At 58.6% G+C, this 5,033-nt stretch carries 3 protein-coding genes and 1 pseudogene; 3 read left to right on the top strand and 1 reads right to left on the bottom strand.

The features are described from left to right. Nucleotides 1–1,444, bottom strand: a 1,444-nt coding sequence (locus NKH06_RS31840; protein ID WP_352443279.1) for a potassium transporter Kup, incomplete at its 3' end; no start/stop codon positions are given. A gap of 443 nt (nt 1,445–1,887) precedes the next feature. Between NKH06_RS31840 and NKH06_RS31835 the strand changes: the two are divergent. The 3 genes and pseudogenes from NKH06_RS31835 to virD4 all read left to right on the top strand — a co-directional run. Then, nucleotides 1,888–2,157, top strand: a pseudogene (locus tag NKH06_RS31835) (integrase core domain-containing protein); the annotation flags it as partial. 301 nt (nt 2,158–2,458) lie between these two features. Continuing rightward, a complete protein-coding gene (locus NKH06_RS31830) occupies nt 2,459–3,235 on the top strand; it encodes a hypothetical protein (protein ID WP_245260339.1) in 777 nt (258 codons plus the stop codon). Between the two features lie 247 nt (nt 3,236–3,482). Next, nucleotides 3,483–5,033: type IV secretion system ATPase VirD4 (gene virD4, locus NKH06_RS31825; protein WP_352559169.1), on the top strand; the 1,551-nt coding region annotated here is incomplete at its 3' end.

The raw sequence follows: 5,033 nt of genomic DNA, 5'->3' as shown, positions 1-5,033 counted from the left end.
GATTGCCGGCGAGGAAATCGAGCGGGATTTCGTTGCGGCGGGTCTTGTCGAACAGATAGCGGCTGCCGCGCACCCAGGTCCACATAGCCAGCACAATGGTGAAGGCCACCGCCAGCGAAGCCCAGCCACCCTCGAACACTTTGACGATGTTGGAGGCAAAAAAGCCGACATCGATGAAGCCGAACAGCGCCGTCATGGCGACCGCCACCCACAGCCGCCATTTCCAGATCCGGGTCATGACGACGAACAGCAGCACCGTCGTCACCAGCATGTTGCCGGTCACCGAGATGCCATAGGCGGAGGCGAGCTTGCTCGATTCGCCGAAACCGACGACCAGCAGCATCACCGCCAGCGCCAGCAACAGATTGACGCGCGGCATGTAGATCTGGCCCGACTGCTTCTCCGAGGTGTGCAGGATTTCCAGGCGCGGCAGCATATTGAGCTGCACCGCCTGCCGGGTCAGCGAGAAGGCGCCGGAGATGACCGCCTGGCTGGCGATGACAGTCGCGGCCGTCGCCAGCACGACCATCGGGATCAGCGTCCAGCCTTCGTTCATCTCGAAGAATGGATGGCCGACGACGCCATTCTTGGCCAGCACGAAGGCGCCTTGCCCGGCATAATTGAGCAGCAGGCAGGGAAACACGATCGCCAGCCAGGCCAGCACGATCGGCTTGCGGCCGAAATGGCCGAGATCGGCATAGAGTGCTTCGGCGCCGGTGACGGCGAGGAAGATGGCGCCGATGGTCACGAAAGCGACGTCGGGCGAATTGATCAGAAACGCGACGATGTAGTGCGGGCTCACCGCCCACAGGATTTCCGGATCGGCGATGATGTGGTTGAGCCCGGAAAGGCCAATTGCCAGGAACCACACCGCCGTCACCGGGCCGAACACCAATCCTACCCCGCCCGTGCCGAAGCGCTGCACCGCAAACACCATGGCAAGAATGACCAGTGTCAGCGGCACGACATAGGGCTGGAAGGTCGGCGTGACGACATTCATGCCCTCAACCGCCGACAGCACCGATATCGCCGGTGTGATGACGGCATCACCGAAGAAAAGCGATGCCCCGACGATGCCGATGCCGAGCATCAGCGCCGAGCGCTTGGGGAAACTGCCGCGCGCCAGCGCCATCAGCGACAGCACGCCGCCCTCGCCGCCGTTATCGGCGCGCAGCACGAACATGATGTACTTGATGGTGACGATGATCGTCAGCGACCAGATGATCAATGACAAAACGCCGAGGATATCGCCGCGCTCGGCGACATTGCCGCCCGACGACGCCACCAGCGCCTCACGGAACGCGTAGATCGGGCTGGTGCCAATATCGCCATAGACAACGCCGAGCGCGCCTAGCATCAGCACCTCGGGGCTTTGCTGTTCGATTGCCGGATGGCTCGACTGTTCGACGGGTTCTGCCTCGCTACCAGTATTGGTAAGGACCATGGACGACACTCCGATAAGGGGCGGCCCTCTACCTTTGCTGCACTGCAATATCAAGTGCCGCGACGTAATGGCTCCGTATGCGGACCGCATTTGTTGCCGCACCGGCGGATTGTCTCATACGAAACCACGATCCCGCTCCCGGGCCATTTCCTCGACGAGACACAGGCCAAGGGGACCTGAAGGAGGGCCAGACCGGATGGGCGATGATCTGCGGCAGGAAACGATGGCGCTGCTTGTAGCTGACGGCATGTCTTTCTCCTTTGTGTGTCTGCCAGACGAGCGGGCGGGCACGGAAGTGGTCGCGCTCTGGCTGCCAGACATACTCGTCCAACCTGATGAAAACCTGACTTGTACACCCAGCCCAAACAGGTGCGAGGGGTCGGTCTATTACCAAAGGCTCTGAGGGCTGATTCTCTAGGGTTCGGCATTCAATACACCGAGCGCTTGCGGAGGCCGGCGTCGAACCCGCAGTGGGCAGTGTCGGCGACTCTTTCGATAATGCTCTCGCGGAAACGATCAACGGTCTTTACAAGGCCGAGGTGATCCATCGACGCGGACCCTGGCGCTCATTCGAGGCCGTCGAGTTCGCCACGCTCGAATGGGTCGACTGCTTCAACAATCGCTGGCTGCTGGAGCCCATCGGCAACATCCCGCCGGCCGAAGCCGAGGAACGCTACTACGGCATGTTGGATGAACCAGCCATAGCCGCGTGACTCAAACGAAACGGCCACCGGAATGCCCGGGGCAGTTCACATCGCATTTGATGCCAGCTTCATCGTATTTTCTTCGGCTTGGACGGGCACTTGGCAGACCCACAGAGCTGGGAACCCTTTGCCATACTACAACTGTAACATCATATCGGTTTAGCAGGTCAAGCTTTGGTGGTAACCTCATTGGGTAGAATAACTACTTTGGAGGCGAGCAATGGATCGCGATAACAAACGGGCACGTGCAGCTGCAAGATCATCTCAAGGCGTGGGGAGCAGTAGCCTCCGTGACGTTCCAGAGGGGCCATTGAGCGATGTTGCAGAACGGCTGGTAACCGCTAACCCGCGCGATACAGCGCGAAATCTTGGGGGCTTCAAAGGCCTCGGGACGCACGAGCGAACAGCCGTTCGGGGCACTCAACCCGGGCCAGAAACTGACCTCGCGAGATTTGAAAGGCGGACCAATCGTCTTGGACGATCAGCCATCGATCTGGCCGCGACATTAACAGCCGAATTGGGGTACAGCACGGATGACATAGCATTGCAGAAAGTCGGAGCGGCCAGTAATCTAGGCGATTACCTAACGCCAGGGCTGCAAGATGCTATTGTTAATCGCATTGGCAACATGGATCCGCCGTCGCAAGCTCTCGGAGCTTATTACGTTGCGCCACACTTCAGTAAGTTTACTGACGAAAACAAATCTCGCATTCTTGATCAGGCCATTGGATTGGCTTCTTCTGATCCGGATGGCAATGTCAGGATGATGGCATCCAATGCTATTCTCAACATGTATCAACAGTTAGACGCAAACCAACAGGCCCAAGCTCACTCAGTTTTTCCCGGCATGCAAGACATCTTGCCGCACATGCCGCCGCCGCAGCATGCAGCAGAGGAACGGAGTGCGAATCTGGACGGCCACATAGCAGGTATTGAGGCTGCAGTCCGTGATACAGTAGGCCCGCAAACCTCGTATGAACAGCTGCAGCGGGGTGCTCAAATCGGGCGGTCCATAAACCACGCCTTCAATCACGCCCGAGAGGACCTAATGGAGGCCACCAGAAGCAGAGATCGCTCCGGCCGTTGAGGTCTCGGCCATGGTACAGTGACGCTTTCTCTCCCGAATTCCGTTTACGGCCTTGCCGTTTCCAATTCGCTGGCCGTTGACGTACCTGCTTAGTGTAACTTTCAAAAACCACGTCTGCCGGGTGATGCGCTGCAAGCATCGCACCACCCGCTGCGGCATCGATCTGTCGAGCGGCGACATCGCGCGACGCCGGTTCGGTCTCTGAAGCACGCGCAGCATTAGCTACGGCTAATCCGGCAATGGAACAATGCTTTCAACAAAAACGACGCCCCCCAACATAGCCATTAGCATCGCGTGCTCACTCGCCGTGGGCTTCTGTGCGGCAAGTCTTTACGCAACCTTCCGCCACGGCGGCAGCGGCGAGGCTCTGATGGCGTTTGATGTCCGTGCCTTTTGGTTTGAGACGCCCTTCTATTTGGGTTTCGCAACCCCCGTTTTCTATCGGGGCGCGGCTATCGTGCTCTCGACGTCCGCGGTCGTCTTGCTGATTCAGCAGATCGTATTGCGCCGCAAGCTCGAACACCACGGGACGGCTCGTTGGGCTCGAGTGGATGAAATGCGACGCACGGGATATCTGCGACGATACCGTGGCGTGACAGGGCCGGTGTTTGGGAAGACAAGTGGCCCTTTCTGGCCTGGCTACTACCTGACCAATGGCGAGCAGCCTCACAGCCTCATCGTTGCACCGACCCGCGCTGGCAAGGGCGTCGGCATAGTCATTCCAACGCTACTTACATTCAAAGGCTCGGTGATAGCTCTGGACGTCAAGGGGGAGCTCTTTGAGCTCACCTCGAGGGCGCGCAAAGCCGCAGGTGACGACGTGTTTAAATTCGCGCCGCTGGATTCGGAGCGGCGCACAAACTGCTACAATCCGCTGTTGGATCTTATAGCGTTGCCTCCACAGCAGCAATTCACCGAAGCCCGCCGCTTGGCCGCAAACCTGATTACGGCCAAGGGGGAGGGCGCGGAAGGTTTCGTCAGCGGCGCGCGAGATATCTTTGTCGCGGGAATCCTTGCCTGCATCGAGCGGGGCACGCCAACAATCGGCGCCGTCTATGACCTCTTCGCCCAGCCGGGGGAGAAGTTTAAGCTCTTCGCGCGACTCGCCATGGAGACCCAGAACAAAGAGGCACAACGCATCTTCGACGACATGGCGGGGAACGATACGAAAATCCTAACCTCCTACACTTCCGTGCTCGGCGATGGCGGGCTCAACCTGTGGGCGGATCCCGCTGTAAAGGCGGCCACAAGTCGCTCGGACTTTTCGGTCTATGATCTTCGCCGTCGCAGAACGTGCATCTATCTTTGCGTTGGTCCGAACGACCTTGAGGTGATCGCGCCTCTGATACGCTTGTTTTTTCAGCAAATCGTTTCAATTCTGCAGCGGTCGCTGGCCCGCCGGGATGAAAAGCACGAGGTTCTCTTCCTGCTCGACGAGTTCAAGCACTTGGGTAAGCTGGAAGCGATCGAGACCGCAATCACGACTATCGCGGGCTACAAGGGGCGTTTCATGCTCATCATCCAAAGCCTTTCGGCACTGACGGGGGCTTATGGAGAGGCTGGCAAGCAGAATTTTCTCAGCAATACCGGACTGCAAGTGTTCATGGCCACGGCTGATGACGAGACTCCGAACTACATTTCCAAGGCCATCGGTGAATACACGTTTGAAGCCAAATCGATTTCCCACAGCCAGGCGCGAACGTTCGACTGGACCATTCAGAATTCACATCAAGGTGCACCGCTATTGCGTCCCGAACAGGTTCGGCTGCTCGATGACGACTACGAGATTGTTCTCATC

This window comes from Mesorhizobium sp. M1342, from assembly GCF_040317955.1.
Lineage (GTDB): Bacteria > Pseudomonadota > Alphaproteobacteria > Rhizobiales > Rhizobiaceae > Mesorhizobium.
The sequence above is the reverse complement of the archived record's forward strand: the minus strand, read 5'-3'. Positions and strand labels throughout refer to the sequence as shown.